We start from the raw sequence: 13967 nt of genomic DNA on the forward strand, positions 1-13967 counted from the left end.
AATAATTTCCAACCAATCATTTCGATTCTGCACAGGACGGATAAAACTCCTGTATCGAAATAATTGATAATTCTTATTTATGATAACTAATCCTGTTTTTTAACACGGATTCCTCAATAATAAGGCCGTTTAAATGTAGAAAATTAATTTAATATTTAATACATTTAGCCTTCAAACTATAGAATTAGATGAGTAAATTTTATTACAATGAGGAACAGGATTCCTATGATGCCATAGTAGTTGGAACTGGAATAAGCGGAGGCTGGGCCGCCAAGGAATTATGTGAGAATGGTTTAAAGACGCTTGTTTTGGAACGCGGACGGATGGTAAAGCACCGGGAAGATTACCCCACTGCCAACATGGATACCTGGGACTTTCCCAATAATGGTGAGTTACCCCCCGAAGAAGCAGCCAAACAGTTTAAACAGGCACGAACAGGGTACACTGTCAAAGCTCCTCATAATTTTTGGTTTGTCAATGATCTGGAACACCCTTATAACGAGACAAAGCGATTTGATTGGATGCGTGGTTATCACGTCGGAGGAAGATCGCTGCTCTGGGGGCGACACAGCTATCGGTGGAGTGATCTCGACTTTGAGGCCAACAAGAAAGATGGGATTGCCGTTGACTGGCCCGTTCGCTATAAAGACATTGCCCCATGGTACACCAAGGTAGAGACTTATGTGGGAATATCAGGTGAAGCCTTAGGACTTCCCCAGTTACCCGACAGTGTTTTTGAGCCCATGATGGAACTCAACTGTGTGGAACAACACGTTAGAGAAAAAGTAGCAGAGAATTTCGATGGCAGAGTTATCACCGCCGGACGAGTGGCACATATCAACAGTAGTAAGAAATTTGAAGGAGACGGAAGGAGCAAATGTCAATACAGAAATCGCTGTATCAGAGGCTGTCCTTTCGGGGCTTATTTTAGCAGTAATTCATCTACTCTTCCTGCAGCCGAGGCAACGGGAAATATGACTTTAAGACCTGATTCTATTGTTCATGAGGTGATGTATGACCCTGATACTAAAAAAGCAACAGGAGTAAAAGTCATCGATAGAGTAACCAAAGAAACATTTGAATTTAAGGCAAAGGTAATCTTCCTATGTGCCTCTTCAATTGCTTCTACAGCCATCCTCCTACAATCCAGGTCGGATCGTTTTCCCAATGGAATGGGGAATGACTCCGATCAGCTGGGGAGGAATATCATGGACCACCATCTTGGTGTAGGTGCTGCCGGAAAATATGACGGATTTGAGGATAAATTTTACAAAGGGAGGAAGCCAAATGGTATTTACGTTCCCCGATTCCGAAATCTCGGTGGCAGCTCTAACATGAAGTCCTTTAAAAGAGGATACGGCTACCAGGGCAGTGGAAGCAGGGGCAACTGGGATGAAGTAGTATCGGAGCTATCACACGGAAAAGACCTGAAAGAGGCCATCCTTAAACCAGGAGGGTGGACATTCGGAATGGGAGGCTTTGGAGAAGTCCTGCCTTATGAAGAGAACCGAATGACCATGGATTACGACAAGTTAGATCAATGGGGACTCCCTACGGTAACTTTCGATGCTGAATTTCAGGAAAATGAATGGAATATGCGGGAGGATATGAAAGAGCAGGCCTATGAAATGCTCACCAAGGCAGGGTTGAGGGATGTTCAGACTTTTGACAGACCAGGCGCTCTTGGTCTGGGAATCCATGAAATGGGAACTGCAAGAATGGGACGCGATCCCAAAACTTCTGTTCTAAACGGATACAACCAGGTACATGATGTAAAGAATGTTTATGTCACTGATGGGGCCTTTATGACCTCAGCTGCCTGTGTCAACCCTTCATTAACTTATATGGCCTTTACGGCCCGCGCTGCGAATCACGCTGCAGAACAACTTAAAAAAGGACTCTTATAATGGATAGAAGAATCGCATTAAAAAATATGGGGCTGGCCTTAGGGTACACCATTGCCACACCAACCTTATTATCCCTTGTTCAGGGGTGTAACGATGTTAAAACAGTAGATTGGACACCCGACTTTTTTACAAAGGAAGAAGGTGACGTTTTAATTAAGCTGGTTGATATTATCTTACCGAAAACCGATACACCTTCTGCTTCAGAAGTCAATGTACATGTCTTTATTGACAGGTTTACGAATGAGATCATGGAAGAATTGCAGCAAGATATGACGAAGTTATCCCTGAATAAATTTATACAGAAAGCGTTGACGGAGGCTGGGAAGGAAAAAGCGGAAGATCTAACTACAGAAGATCTGGAACCTGTCTTAGCAAAAACATTACAGATCTCAGAGGAAGAGATGATTGAAAACGAAGAACTGATGATCAAGAATACATCAGCCGCTGCAAAAGGAGAAAATGAGGCAGTGCCTGATGAGGTAATGAGATATTCCTTTTCTAAAAACCTTCGGGATATGACTATCTGGGGATATAAAACCTCGGAGTATGTAGGGGAAAATGTTCTGGCCTATCTTCCCGTTCCAGGAGAATATATTGGTTGTGGAGACCTTGACGAACTCACAGGAGGAAAGGACTGGTCACTTTAAATAAACCCGATTGAGAAGAAGGTATTTCATACAAAAAACGGCTTTAGCTAGCGGAACCCTGTCCATGACAGGGTTTTCTGTCTTTGGGCATACATCCAGGAAATCACCCGCTCATCATTTTCAGCTGAATTACGCTCCACATATTGGGATGTTCAGAGAAAGTGCAGGTGAAGACCCCATTGCCCAGCTTCATTTTATGGCTGATGAGGGATTTACCGCATTTGAGGATAATGAGATGGCTCAGCGTTCGGTGAGTATGCAAAAAGCCATGGCCGCGGTGATGAAAGAAAGAGGACTAAGTATGGGAGTGTTTGTGGCTCACAAAATCTATTGGGATTCGCCTAACCTTGCGTCAGGTGATAAAGATAAACGAGAGGAATTTCTGGAGCATATACGAAATGCCGTTGAAGTTGCAAAACGAGTTGGAGCCAAATGGATGACAGTAGTTCCCGGACACAGGGATCTCAACCTTCAAATGGGGTATCAGACATCCCATGTCATAACTACCTTAAAACAAGCATCTGCCATTCTGGAACCACACGGACTGATCATGGTTTTAGAACCACTGAATTTTCGAGATCATCCGGGCTTATTTTTAACAGATAGTCCTCAGGCTTATCAGATCTGTAAGGCCGTAGATTCGCCATCGTGTAAGATACTTTTCGATATCTATCACCAACAAATTCAGGAAGGAAATTTAATCCCAAATATCGAGGCCTGCTGGGATGAGATCGCATATTTCCAATTAGGCGATAATCCGGGGAGAAAAGAACCAACCAGTGGTGAAATCAATTACAAAAATGTTCTGAAATTTATTAACGATAAAGGTTATAAAGGAATACTGGGCATGGAACACGGAAATTCACTGGAAGGAAAGGCCGGCGAGAGAGCCGTAATAGATGCCTATAAAAAGGTAGATCCTGTTTCCTGATCTGAATCGAGTTTCCTCCTCTATATATTCGTCATTTTTTCAATTAATCCCGTTTTGATATATTGTAAACATCTGAAATACAACATTATCCCGTATATATAAAAGAAGGATGATGCGTTATGGAATACCATGTTTTACTTCTCTTTATTTATATTGCCCTGCTACTCCTGGGCAAAAGCATTATTTTACCCCGTAAAGAACATTAAATAAGTCGAGAACCCAATTCAAATATTATACCCCAGACGCCTTTATGGGGGTAAGGACATCCAGGGTATAATTCAATAAACACTATTCAAGTACCTGAAGCATGAGTGTTCTCTGTTCATGGTCTATCTTGAAAAAATTAAGCAATCAGGAACCGCACATCAGGCAATCATCATCTGCTTCACCTTCTTTGGCCTGCGCGATTAATGCTTTCATTTCTTCGGGGGTCATCGGTTCTACATCTACTTCTGCTCCCTGAACCGGAGAAGTCTTTACCTGAATAGCTACTGCAGCCTTGGGATCGGGAGTTGTAGCTGCCAATACTTCTGCTTCTGCAGCTATACTAACCGGCACTTCTTTCTTTTTCGTATTATCCAGGGTAAACTTAATGGCGTCTACTGCGGCCTTGGTTCTCAGATAATACATTCCTGTTTTCAGTCCACTCTTCCAGGCGTAAAAGTGCATGGAGGTCAGTTTTGAATAATTCGCATTTTCCATGAATAGGTTCAGAGACTGACTCTGGTCGATGAAATAGCCGCGATGTCTGGACATGTCAATAATGTCCTTCATACTCAATTCCCAAACCGTTTTATACAGCTCTTTTATGTCTTCTGGGATTCCTTTGATGTGCTGAATAGAACCATTGGCCCGCATCAGTTCCTGCTTGAGGTTTTCATTCCATAGGCCCAATTCAACGAGATCTTCCAAAAGGTGTTTATTCACTACGATAAATTCCCCGGAGAGAACCCTTCTGGTATAGATATTTGATGTATAAGGCTCAAAACATTCGTTGTTTCCAAGAATCTGAGAAGTTGAGGCTGTGGGCATAGGCGCTACAAGGAGTGAATTTCGAACTCCGTGTTTTTTTACATTCTTACGCAATTTATCCCAATCCCAGCGACCGGATAATTCCTCGTCCTTAATCCCCCAAAGGTTGTGTTGAAATTCTCCTTTGGAAATTGGAGAACCTTTATAGGTAGAATAAGGCCCTTCTTCCTTGGCTGCTTCCATAGATGCTGTAACGGCAGCGAAATAAAGCGTTTCGAAGATATCCTGATTTAATTTCTTCGCCTCATCACTGGTAAACGGAAGACGGAGTGTAATAAAGGTATCCGCAAGGCCCTGAACACCCAGACCAATAGGCCTGTGTCTCATATTGGAATTTTCAGCTTCTTTGATCGGATAATAGTTTCGGTCAATAACCCTGTTGAGGTTTTTTGTTACCCGTTTTGTTACCCTGAACAGCTCTTTGTGATCAAAACTTCCATTCTTGATGAACATCGGCAAGGCAATAGAAGCCAGATTACATACAGCCACCTCATCTGGGGAGGTGTACTCCATAATTTCTGTACACAGATTAGAAGATCTGATGGTACCCAGGTTTTTCTGGTTACTCTTGCGATTGGCAGCATCCTTATAGAGCATATAAGGAGTTCCTGTCTCTATTTGAGATTCAAGTATTTTTTCCCATAATTCTCTTGCGCGAATGGTTTTCCTTCCTTTCCCGTCGTTCTCATATTGAAGATATAATTCTTCAAATTCCTCGCTGTGATGAGTGAAAAGACCAGGACATTCATTAGGGCACATCAGCGTCCAGTTCCCATCCGTTTCCACACGTTTCATGAATAAATCCGGGATCCACATCGCATAGAACAGATCACGTGCCCGCATTTCTTCTTTTCCGTGGTTCTTTTTTAATTCCAGGAACTCGAAGATATCAGCATGCCATGGTTCCACGTAGATTGCGAAGCTGCCTTTTCTTTTACCACCTCCCTGATCTACATATCTCGCCGTATCGTTAAATACTCGTAGCATAGGGACAATACCGTTTGAAGTTCCATTAGTTCCTGCAATATATGAACCTGTTGCCCTGATGTTGTGAATAGACAGTCCTATTCCCCCTGCAGATTGCGATATCTTTGCCGTATTCTTAAGGGTGTCATAGATTCCGTCAATACTGTCATCCTTCATGGCCAGCAGAAAGCAGGAAGACATCTGAGGTTTAGGAGTTCCCGAATTAAAGAGCGTAGGGGTTGCATGGGTAAAGAACTTTTTTGACATGAGCTCGTAGGTCTCAATTGCCGAATCAAGGTCGTTAAGATGAATTCCCACTGCAACTCTCATCAGCATATGCTGGGGTCGTTCAGCTATCTTTCCATTTAGTTTTAAAAGGTATGATCGTTCCAATGTTTTAAAACCGAAATAATCGTAGCCAAAATCACGGTTGTAAATAATGGTGGAATCTAGTTTCTCTGCATTTTCTGAAATTACATTGAATACTTCCTCTGAAAGCAGTGGCGCTTTCTTTCCTGTTCTGGGATTTACGTATTCATAGAGATCCTTCATGGTCTCGGAGAATGACTTTTTGGTGTTTTTATGCAGGTTGGATACGGAAATACGCGCAGCAAGTTTTGCGTAATCGGGGTGAGCCGTTGTAAGTGTTGCGGCTATCTCTGCTGCCAGGTTATCGAGTTCTGAAGTGGTTACCCCGTCATAGAGTCCTTCTATCACTCTCATGGCAACTTTTACAGGATCTACAAGATCGTTAAGGCCATAACACAATTTTCGAACCCTGGCCGTGATCTTGTCGAACATCATTGGTTCTTTTCTACCGTCTCTTTTTACTACATACATTTTGCTACGCTTATTAGATTAAAATATTAGGGTTGGCTTGAGTTCTTTATTAAAAATTTAACACTTTAAAAATTGGGCATAAAAAACCCTGTATTATCAGGGTTTTTTAAACCACAATTTATTTAGAAGTCGGCATCAAAGCTGATTTTCTGTGCGTCTGTATCTTTTTCCTTGTTCAGGACTCCGGCTTTCTGATATTCGGATACCCTCTTTTCAAAGAAATTGGTTTTCCCCTGTAGGGAAATCATATCCATAAAATCAAATGGGTTGGTGGAGTTATAGACTTTCTCACATTCCAACTCGACGAGCAGACGATCCGTTACAAACTCAAGGTACTGTGTCATGAGTTTGGCATTCATCCCAATAAGACTAACAGGAAGTGATTCAGTAATAAACTCTCTTTCGATATTAAGTGCGTCTACAATGATCTCCTTAATTCTCTCTTTGGGAACCTTATTGACAAGATGTTTGTTGTGTAAGTGTACAGCATAATCGCAGTGCATTCCTTCGTCCCTGGAGATCAATTCATTAGAAAATGTAAGTCCGGGCATAAGACCTCTCTTCTTTAACCAGAAAATGGAGCAAAACGCACCTGAGAAGAAGATACCCTCAACAGCTGCAAAAGCGATCAAGCGTTCTGCGAAGCTGGGAGAATCGATCCATTTCAGGGCCCAATCTGCTTTTTTCTTGATTGCCGGAAAATTCTCAAGCGCTTTAAACAGGATGTTTTTTTCCTTCTCATCTTTTACATAGGTATCTATCAGTAATGAGTAGGTTTCAGAATGGATGTTCTCCATCATGATCTGGAAGCCGTAGAAGAACTTTGCTTCCGTATACTGCACTTCATTGACAAAATTTTCGGCAAGATTTTCGTTGACTATTCCATCAGAGGCTGCAAAAAAGGCAAGGATATGTTTTACGAAGTATTTTTCATCATCGCTGAGTTTATTATTCCAATCAGCCAAATCCTGGTGAAGGTCAATTTCCTCAGCAGTCCAGAAACACGCCTCACATTTCTTATACCACTCCCATAGATCCTGATGTTTTATTGGGAAGATTACAAATCGATCTTCATTTTCTTCTAAAATGGGCTCCAGGGCTTTTGACATTTTTCCGTTCTTTTAAAGTTATTATATGAGTGTATAAGTGCTTTGTGCTGAGACCAACAAAGATTGGAAAATGTTATTAAATTGTAAAGTCGGTTTGGGGAGAAGGCGGTCAAAGTTTTTAACACAACATGTTGAAATCTAGGCTCGATAGTGGTGTTTACTGCCCTTAGCCCAACAAGAAATTTTGTATAAATATTTTAGCTTTTTGTCTAAATGAAAATAGACCAAAAAGTATTTTATTATATACTGTTGAGTGCTACGTATTTATAATTTAATGAAGAAATTTCTGCAATAGTCTTCAGATCCGGGATATTTCTGCTTTGTTCACATTAAGTAAGCAGGCTTCTGAATTTTGCAAATTGCATTCATTGTGCATAAAACAAAGTGATGCATTTATTGCCTAAGAAAATTTTGAAATAAGGATATTGTACAGAAGATCCTGTGGTAGTACTTTGAAGTTATTAAAGTAACCGGACTCTGATTCGACTTACTTACGGTCTGTATTCAGTGCCGTAGTTTCATCCAGAAGAGGATCCTGGAGTTGTTCCTCCACAGCTACTTTTTTGCTGTCAACTTCCCGTTCATTATTTTCGGATAAAGCCGCAAGGAAGAGTACAAACACGAACAAAAGAAACAAGAGAACACACTTTCTCATGGTGGTAATTGGTTGATTTCTATTTCCTTTCAGGTAAATCGTATTAGACAGACTTTACCTTAGGGACCGGAAAGCTATACAAAGTTGAGCCTCAGGGAAAAAATATTCCTTTAACGGTGCTAAAAAATCTATGAAATACCTACTTGTTTCGTGAAGACTTGTGCTCACTAGCGATTTCCTCTAATTCGGCATACCAGTTTTCGCCAAATTTGCGGACTAGAGCATCCCGTACAAATTTATAAATCGGCACCTGCAAACTTTCTCCCAAGTCACAGGCCGGATCACAGAGTTGCCATTTGTGATAGTTTACTGCAGTAAGATTTGTGTATTCCGTGACCCTGACGGGGTAAAGGTGACATGAAACCGGTTTTTTCCAGGTAGTAACTCCCTTATTATACGCTTCTTCCAGGCCACATTTAGCGATACCTTTCTTATCAAAAACCGTGTAGGCACATTCCTGTTTCCCGATCAGGGGTGTTTCCCACTCCCCGTCCTCACCAATTACATAATGGCCTTGCTCCTCTATGGCTTCTATCCCTTCCTGCCGAAGAAATGGCTTTACTTTGGGATAGATGTCCCTTAGGATCTGCGTCTCTTTTTCCTCCAGTGGTGCCCCTGCATCACCATCAACACAACACGCTCCTTTGCAGGCGGTAAGATTACAGACAAAATCATTCTCTATGATCTCCTCTGACACCAGTGTTTTACCTAACTGAAACATATTCGTCTAATTAGCGCCAAAGATACCTCAATAAGCCCAAAACTCCTTAAGAATATTCAATCAAACCTTCTTATTGTCGCTAAAATATATAGTACTTTTGCACCACTTTTAAAGCAATTAAAATGCACTTGAATTTCAGAGAAATAGCAACAGCCAGCATCATACTTTTTGCTGTTATTGACATTGTTGGAAGTATCCCCATTATTATCAACCTACGGAAAAAAGTAGGACATATCCATTCTGAAAAAGCTTCCATCATTGCAGCATGCATTATGGTTGCTTTCCTATTTGTTGGTGAAGAAATTCTTAATCTTATTCGAATAGATGTATACTCCTTTGCCGTAGCGGGAGCTTTTATTATATTCTTCCTCGCTATAGAAATGATCCTTGGGATAACTCTATACAGAGACGATGAGCCCGAAACAGCATCCGTGGTACCCATAGCATTTCCACTGATAGCAGGAGCGGGAACCATGACAGCTCTTCTTGCATTGAGGGCCGAATTTTACGTAGAAAACATCATAGTGGCGATCATAATCAATATCATTTTTGTATACCTGGTCTTAAAGTCGTCCTCAAAAATTGAACGCATTCTGGGGAAAGGCGGACTCGGTGTTATTCGTAAGGTCTTTGGGGTGATCCTGCTTGCCATTGCTGTAAAATTGTTTGCCACAAACATCAATCAATTGTTTCAATAGACATACTAAATTTGAAAACATAAAGAATCTCGAGATATGAATAAAACGGTAACTGTTGTTCTGATCATACTGGCTCTGGCCCTTATTGTTTACAATGTCACCATTGTAGATTTTAATGACCCCCTTGGAGAACAGAGCATCATAGCGGTAATAGGCATTGTTGCTTCGCTTTGTGCTATTATTCTCCTTCTAATTTTACTGACGTCTAAAAAAATCCAGGAAAAGGTGGATGATTAATTGGAGCTCTTCCTTAACAGAAGTTGTTCTCTGATTTTCATACTTTACAGGGATGAAACGATTTCTGTTCTTGTACATCCTTTGCGCCTGCCTGTGGGGAAACGCTCAACCTCATCAGGAAGAAACCGGAGTACTGACTGATTCGATTCCGGTAACTGGTGCTGCAGGCGAGTCTTTTGCAGCATATCTTCCAACTGGTTATCAAAATAACCAACCCTCTCCAATCGTTTTTATTTTTGATCCTGCCGGGAGGGGAAAAACCGGGATTCAACCCTTTATTTCAATCGCGGAGAAATACGGATATATCCTTATCTGTTCCAACAATTCCAGAAACGGCCCATACGCCCCTAATCTGGAAATTGCAGACCGACTCTTTAAAACCGTTTTTGCAAAATATAATGTAAATAGCGATCGTATTTATACCGCCGGATTTTCGGGTGGGTCGCGTCTGGCGGGAACAATTGCCGTATTGAGCGGTGCCATTCAGGGCGTTATCGCATGTGGCGCAGGCTTTGCCCAGTACCCTCTTTATTTCCCAAGCAAAAACAGTCATTTTTCCTACCTCGGGATCGTTGGAAATAAGGACATGAACTACCGCGAAATGCACAAAACCAAAGAATGGTTAGAATCACTTCAGATCTCTAACGAACTGATTGTTTTTGAAGGGGAACACCAATGGCCGCCGCCTGAGGTTATCCTACGTGCATTTAATTGGCTCGAAGAAGAAGCTTTCCGAAAAGGAATCAAAAAAGAAAATAAGCTGCAGAGAAACGAAAATTTCAGCGAGGTCCTTAGCAGGGCGATTGATTTTGAAAAGGAAGATAAACGGGTAGACGCTGCCAGGGAATTAAACCGGTTGATAAAGTATTATCCCGATCTGATCGCTACAGACAGTCTTAAAAAGCGATTAAAAAAATTAAAGCGCGCTAAGAGTTATCGAAAGGAAAAGGCTCTCCTTAACAACGTAGCCACGTTGGAAGATACTTTAAACCACAAAATGAAGCAGAAATTTGCTCTTGAATTGTCTCTTGGGCATAGTCCGGATAAGTTTCAATGGTGGAAGGAAACCATACGGGAACTAAATGAAAAATACAGCTCACATAAAGAAACGGAATATCAACTGATGGCCTTTAGGTTGAAGCGTTCACTATTCGCTATGGCAGGAGAATCTATGGACTCCTTTTTACGCGAAAATAAAGTGAAGGAGCAGGAATATACAGAAGAACTGCTTTTGGTAATTGCGCCTGACAGTCCGTACACACACTACCAATTAGCCAGGAAATACGCTGCATGGAATAAAAATCCTTCAGCCCTGGATCATTTGGAAAGGGTTTTACAGCTGGGATGGACCGATAAAGATTTTATAAGAAATACTGTAGAATTCCAGCAAATTAAAAAACTTAAGGATTTTCAGGATCTCTTAAACCGTTATTAATCCAATCTTGTCCTGATTTACTCCTTTAGCAAACGCTTTTCGGCTTGCCAGGTAGGTGAGTCGAGATCAATCACTTTTTGTAGCATATAATCAATCTCGCCTTTGATCTTAGCGCTGATATTAGGAGAAAATAGCTGCTCTGCCAAAGCGGCTTTTAAATACAATTTAATGCGCTTATCGTATTGATAAAAATCCATACTGATGTTGTTAGACAAGGCAAAGTCTACAAACTTTTCAAACAGGATGTCATCAACTCTGAATTTATTTACGAAATCGAATTCGGTATAGTCCTTATACCGCTGCCTGTCCTCCTCAAGATGTTCGAAGATAAATCGGGAAATAAAGCCCAGACTCTCCATACTCTTGATTGTTTCTTCTTCTATATTTCCGATGGGAACAAACACATCGGGAATAATACCACCGCCCCCATAAACGGTTTTTCCTTTAGGGGTAGTATATTTTAGTGAATCGGCCACTTTTATGCTGTCTGCTGAAACCAGTTCCCCGCTTTCATACCGCTCCTCAAATCGCTCATAATAATCTTCACTTCCGTTTTGGTAATCGCGCTGAATCGACCTGCCGGTTGGGGTATAGTAGCGTGAAACCGTTAACCGAACAGCCGAGCCATCTCCCAGGGCCATTTCCCTTTGCACTAAGCCCTTTCCAAATGACCTGCGGCCCACGATGGTGCCTACATCATTATCCTGCAATGCTCCGGCAATGATCTCACTGGCAGATGCCGATCGCTCATTGATCAGAACATAAACGGGTTTGTCCTCAAAAGAGCCCTTCTCGGTGGCATACATCTTATCAATCTTCCCTTTTTTATTTTTGGTAAAAAGTATAAGTTTCCCATCTTTCAGGAATTCGTCTGCGAGCTGTTCTGCAATTCCCAGATAGCCGCCGGGATTATCTCTAAGGTCGAGGGTTAATTTCCTGGCACCTTTTTTTTGTAAAGACCTCAAGGCGTTTTTAAATTCTTTGTAAGTGCTTTCAGCGAATCTGTTGATCTTGATGTATCCCATATCGGGTGATAGCATATAGTAAGATTCAACACTTTTAATAGGAACCCGGTCTCTCCTTAGGGTAACATCAAAGAAACGATCCTCTTTTTTCCTGTAGACCTTTAAATTTACCGTTGTTCCACTTTCTCCTTTAAGTGTTCCCACTATCTTCCTGCTGGGGAGGTTTTTCCCGTAGAGCGTATCCCCATCGGCAACTAAAATACGATCTCCGGCTTCTATCCCCTTTAAAAAACTAGGCCCATTCTCAACAGTTCTGATCACGGTAATTGTATCCCGATACATATAGAAATTGATCCCAATCCCAACGAAATCTCCTTTCATATTTTCTGAAACCTGGGATAGTTCTTCCCTGGGGATATAGACTGAATGCGGATCTAATTTTTCCAGGATGTTATTTACGGTAACATCAACTATACTATCAGTATTGATCTCATCAACATACTCATAATCAATGTAGTCTATGAGTCGGTTGAGTTTATCTTTCTTTGAATTTGTAGTAAAGAGTTTTTCCGGGGAATCATTAAAATGAAGCTTTCCTCCAATTAAGATACCCAGTGCCAGTGCCAGTGCTATGACTGCAGGCCATATGTAATGATATTTCTTCATCTTCTCCTATACATTTTCTTCTAATATATGCGGCAGATGTTCCAGTGCCACTCCGGCCCGCTCCAAAAATTCTAAACCTGAACCATCCTTGTAAGCGATCTGATATACTACACGTTTTATGCCAGACTGGTGTATCAGTTTACTGCATTCCCTACACGGTGACAGCGTGATGTATAAAGTGGCTCCTTCGCACGACTGGGTAGAGGAAGCTACCTTCGAAATTGCATTGGCCTCAGCATGCAGGACATACCATTTTGTATATCCTTCATCATCTTCACAGAAATTTTCAAATCCCGTGGGAGTCCCGTTGTATCCATCTGAGATAATCATACGGTCTTTTACTATAATGGCTCCAACCTGTTTCCTCTCACAATAGGAAAGTTTCCCCCACTCGTGTGCCATTCTCAAATAGGCCTTGTCGTATTTTAGCTGCTTTTTTTTAGTCACGTCTTCACGGGTCTATTTCCAGTGTCTCGGGCTCACAGGCACTAAGATACCGGCTTTAAGAGAGTTCAACAACCAATTATGGTTAATATTTAATTAAAACCGATAAGGTGCGTCTTTACAGTTCATTAGCCCGGCCAGGTATCTAATATCATGGGGATTGTAATTAAAATGACAATTGCAGTCGTTCCGATAACAAAATACTTTCTGGGCAACTTCAATCCTATTTCCAATAAAGCCGCTACAATCAAAACCATCAATATTACAATCAACTGAGAAATTTCGATTCCTGTAGCAAATCCAAGTAACGGGCTAAACTTTTCCTCTTCCCCGGCCATGAGCATATTAAAATAATTAGAAAATCCAAAGCCGTGAATGAGCCCGAAAAATCCGGTTGCTATTATCTGAAGTTGAAAACTCAGTTTATTGCGTTTCTTTAAACTATCCCTCAGGTTAAATAGTGCTGTAGCGACAATTGTTACCGGTATCAGGAATTCGATCCAGGCTGCCTCAACCTCAACTATCTTATAGACCGATAAGGCCAGTGACAAACAATGCGCAATAGTAAATACGGTGACCAGGGTCAGGATTTGTTTCCACATTCTGAAGGTGAAGGGAATTACCAGGGCCATCAGAAATAAAATATGGTCGTAGGCAGACAAGTCCAGAACATGCCCCAGTCCCAATTTTATATAAAACCAAAAAATATCCATG

General features: G+C 41.4%; 13 protein-coding genes. 6 read left to right on the plus strand and 7 right to left on the minus strand.

Annotation, left to right across the window (positions count from 1 at the left end):
• The first annotated feature begins 188 nt into the window (after positions 1-188).
• The 3 genes from AB8P51_RS05385 to AB8P51_RS05395 are packed head-to-tail and all read left to right on the plus strand — an operon-like array spanning position 189 to position 3485.
• Entirely contained in the window at positions 189-1907 is a 1719-nt protein-coding gene (locus tag AB8P51_RS05385; RefSeq protein ID WP_369747760.1) for a GMC oxidoreductase, read from the plus strand.
• Positions 1907-2554: a gluconate 2-dehydrogenase subunit 3 family protein gene (locus AB8P51_RS05390; RefSeq protein ID WP_369747761.1), complete on the plus strand. Its 648-nt coding sequence runs from the start codon at positions 1907-1909 to the stop codon at positions 2552-2554. Before AB8P51_RS05385 ends, AB8P51_RS05390 begins: the two co-directional genes overlap by 1 nt.
• Positions 2555-2564: 10 nt before the next feature.
• The gene (locus tag AB8P51_RS05395) at positions 2565-3485 is read left to right on the plus strand and encodes a hydroxypyruvate isomerase family protein (protein ID WP_369747762.1); all 921 of its coding nucleotides are present in this window, start codon (positions 2565-2567) and stop codon (positions 3483-3485) included.
• Between the two features lie 351 nt (positions 3486-3836).
• Here the strand turns inward: AB8P51_RS05395 and AB8P51_RS05400 are convergent, their stop codons facing one another.
• From AB8P51_RS05400 to AB8P51_RS05415, 4 genes are all read right to left on the minus strand, one after another.
• Positions 3837-6323 carry a ribonucleoside-diphosphate reductase subunit alpha gene (locus tag AB8P51_RS05400; protein WP_369747763.1) on the minus strand — a complete coding sequence of 829 codons (2487 nt, stop codon included), beginning with the start codon at positions 6321-6323 and terminating at the stop codon, positions 3837-3839.
• A 122-nt stretch (positions 6324-6445) separates the two neighbouring features.
• Entirely contained in the window at positions 6446-7432 is a 987-nt protein-coding gene (locus AB8P51_RS05405; protein WP_369747764.1) for a ribonucleotide-diphosphate reductase subunit beta, read from the minus strand.
• Between the two features lie 487 nt (positions 7433-7919).
• Positions 7920-8087, minus strand: coding sequence for a hypothetical protein (locus tag AB8P51_RS05410; RefSeq protein WP_369747765.1), 168 nt, complete (start codon positions 8085-8087; stop codon positions 7920-7922).
• A 139-nt stretch (positions 8088-8226) separates the two neighbouring features.
• The gene (locus tag AB8P51_RS05415) at positions 8227-8808 is read right to left on the minus strand and encodes a DUF3109 family protein (RefSeq protein WP_369747766.1); all 582 of its coding nucleotides are present in this window, start codon (positions 8806-8808) and stop codon (positions 8227-8229) included.
• A 122-nt stretch (positions 8809-8930) separates the two neighbouring features.
• Between AB8P51_RS05415 and AB8P51_RS05420 the strand changes: the two genes are divergently transcribed.
• From AB8P51_RS05420 to AB8P51_RS05430, 3 genes are read left to right on the plus strand one after another with little or no spacing between them, the layout of a single operon-like run.
• Positions 8931-9506 (plus strand): MarC family protein, encoded by a 576-nt coding sequence (locus AB8P51_RS05420; RefSeq protein ID WP_369747767.1) that lies wholly within the window; start codon positions 8931-8933, stop codon positions 9504-9506.
• A gap of 36 nt (positions 9507-9542) precedes the next feature.
• Positions 9543-9743, plus strand: a complete 201-nt coding sequence (locus tag AB8P51_RS05425; RefSeq protein WP_369747769.1) for a hypothetical protein — start codon at positions 9543-9545, stop codon at positions 9741-9743.
• Positions 9744-9795: 52 nt separating this feature from the next.
• Positions 9796-11178: a hypothetical protein gene (locus tag AB8P51_RS05430; protein ID WP_369747770.1), complete on the plus strand. Its 1383-nt coding sequence runs from the start codon at positions 9796-9798 to the stop codon at positions 11176-11178.
• A gap of 17 nt (positions 11179-11195) precedes the next feature.
• On the opposite strand, the gene AB8P51_RS05435 is transcribed toward AB8P51_RS05430, so the two are convergent.
• The 3 genes from AB8P51_RS05435 to AB8P51_RS05445 form a co-directional block, all read right to left on the minus strand.
• Entirely contained in the window at positions 11196-12809 is a 1614-nt protein-coding gene (locus tag AB8P51_RS05435; RefSeq protein WP_369747771.1) for a S41 family peptidase, read from the minus strand.
• A 6-nt stretch (positions 12810-12815) separates the two neighbouring features.
• On the minus strand, positions 12816-13256 hold the full coding sequence (locus AB8P51_RS05440) for a cytidine/deoxycytidylate deaminase family protein (protein WP_369747772.1): 441 nt from the start codon (positions 13254-13256) through the stop codon (positions 12816-12818).
• A 125-nt stretch (positions 13257-13381) separates the two neighbouring features.
• Positions 13382-13966: a HupE/UreJ family protein gene (locus AB8P51_RS05445; protein ID WP_369747773.1), complete on the minus strand. Its 585-nt coding sequence runs from the start codon at positions 13964-13966 to the stop codon at positions 13382-13384.
• Position 13967: the final 1 nt, after the last annotated feature.

Origin of the sequence: Muriicola sp. SD30 (genome assembly GCF_041205185.1) — a bacterium.
Classification (GTDB): domain Bacteria; phylum Bacteroidota; class Bacteroidia; order Flavobacteriales; family Flavobacteriaceae; genus Muriicola.

What these genes read in the sequence shown, in the direction of transcription:
- AB8P51_RS05385 (WP_369747760.1), top strand. Translation starts at nt 189, where the DNA reads ATGAGTAAATTTTATTACAATGAGGAACAGGATTCCTATGATGCCATA.
- AB8P51_RS05390 (WP_369747761.1), top strand. Translation starts at nt 1,907, where the DNA reads ATGGATAGAAGAATCGCATTAAAAAATATGGGGCTGGCCTTAGGGTAC.
- AB8P51_RS05400 (WP_369747763.1), bottom strand. Translation starts at nt 6,323, where the DNA reads ATGTATGTAGTAAAAAGAGACGGTAGAAAAGAACCAATGATGTTCGAC.
- AB8P51_RS05405 (WP_369747764.1), bottom strand. Translation starts at nt 7,432, where the DNA reads ATGTCAAAAGCCCTGGAGCCCATTTTAGAAGAAAATGAAGATCGATTT.
- AB8P51_RS05410 (WP_369747765.1), bottom strand. Translation starts at nt 8,087, where the DNA reads ATGAGAAAGTGTGTTCTCTTGTTTCTTTTGTTCGTGTTTGTACTCTTC.
- AB8P51_RS05415 (WP_369747766.1), bottom strand. Translation starts at nt 8,808, where the DNA reads ATGTTTCAGTTAGGTAAAACACTGGTGTCAGAGGAGATCATAGAGAAT.
- AB8P51_RS05420 (WP_369747767.1), top strand. Translation starts at nt 8,931, where the DNA reads ATGCACTTGAATTTCAGAGAAATAGCAACAGCCAGCATCATACTTTTT.
- AB8P51_RS05425 (WP_369747769.1), top strand. Translation starts at nt 9,543, where the DNA reads ATGAATAAAACGGTAACTGTTGTTCTGATCATACTGGCTCTGGCCCTT.
- AB8P51_RS05430 (WP_369747770.1), top strand. Translation starts at nt 9,796, where the DNA reads ATGAAACGATTTCTGTTCTTGTACATCCTTTGCGCCTGCCTGTGGGGA.
- AB8P51_RS05435 (WP_369747771.1), bottom strand. Translation starts at nt 12,809, where the DNA reads ATGAAGAAATATCATTACATATGGCCTGCAGTCATAGCACTGGCACTG.
- AB8P51_RS05445 (WP_369747773.1), bottom strand. Translation starts at nt 13,966, where the DNA reads ATGGATATTTTTTGGTTTTATATAAAATTGGGACTGGGGCATGTTCTG.